The organism is Pseudarthrobacter woesei (genome assembly GCF_055412745.1).
On record NZ_JBVAYU010000033.1, the window covers coordinates 1 to 1,331 of the forward strand.

The 1,331-nt window shown below is 65.2% G+C and carries 1 protein-coding gene; it reads right to left on the bottom strand.

The annotated features are described in order from the left end of the window. Positions 1–2 precede the first annotated feature (2 nt). On the bottom strand, positions 3–1,331 hold a 1,329-nt coding region (gene allB, locus ACZYZE_RS18900; protein WP_463909558.1), incomplete at its 5' end, for an allantoinase AllB.

Sequence of the window (1,331 nt, forward strand, 5' to 3'; positions counted from 1 at the left end):
CCTCAGATACCGCCGCGGCGAATCAGCTTGCCGGTGGCGGTTTTGCCGTCCACGATGCTGCCGCGCAGGAAGGTTTTGCGGACCACGCCGGAGAGTGCTTTGCCGTCGTAGGGGGTAATGGGGTTCTTGTGTTTGAGTTTGGAAACGTCCACCACGAAGGCGTCGTTGGGCGCGAAGATGGAGAAATCGGCGTCGTAACCGAGGGCGAGCTGGCCCTTGGTGGACAGCCGGGCCAGTGCTGCCGGTTTCTCGGCCATCCACGAGACGACCTTTTCCAGCGGAATGCCGCGGTGCCGGGCTTCGGTCCAGATCAGGGACAGGCCCAGCTGGAGGGACGAGACGCCGCCCCAGGCGACGGCGAAGTCGCCGTTTTCAAGGTCTTTGAGGTCCAGGGTGGACGGGGAGTGGTCAGAGACGATGCAGTCGATCGTGCCTTCCTGCAGGCCTTGCCAGAGCAGCTCGCGGTTGGCCGCTTCACGGATGGGCGGGCAGCACTTGTACGCGGTGGCACCGTCGGGGATTTCCTCGGCCATGAGTGTCAGGTAGTGCGGGCACGTCTCTACGGTAAGCTGAACGCCGTCGCGCTTCGCGCTGGCAATCATGGGCAGCGCGTCCGATGACGAGAGGTGCAGGATGTGCGCCCTGGCACCGGTCCAGCGGGCCCGCTCAATCACCTCCGCGATGGCCTTGTTCTCGGCACCGCGCGGGCGCGAGGCCAGGAACGTTTCGTAATGGTCGCCTCCCGGATGGGGGGCACGGTCGATCGCGTGCGAATCTTCCGCGTGGACGATCATGAGGGAGTCGAAGGACCTGAGCTCGGCCATGTCCTCTTCCATCTCATCCGCGTCCAGGTGCGGGAACTCGTCCACACCGGAATGCAGCAGGAAGCATTTGAACCCGAAGACGCCTTCATCGTGCAGCGGGCGCAGGTCCGCTTTGTTGCCCGGAATGGCGCCGCCCCAGAACCCGACGTCCACAAATGCCTGGTCCTCGGCCACCTCCCGCTTGAGTTTGAGGCCTTCCACGGTTGTGGTGGGCGGGATGGAATTAAGGGGCATGTCGATGATGGTGGTCACGCCACCGGCGGCCGCTGCCCGGGTGGCGGAGGCGAACCCTTCCCACTCGGTGCGGCCGGGCTCATTGACATGGACGTGGGTGTCCACCAGGCCGGGGATCAGGGTTTCGTCGTCAGCGAGCTCAATCAGCTCGGCGCCGGCGAGCCCGTTACCGAGGGGTTCGATGGCCACGATCTTCCCGCCGCGCACACCCACTTCACGTGGCGCAAGGCCGGCGGTGGTGAGGATGCGCTGGCCGCGGATGACCAGGTCAAA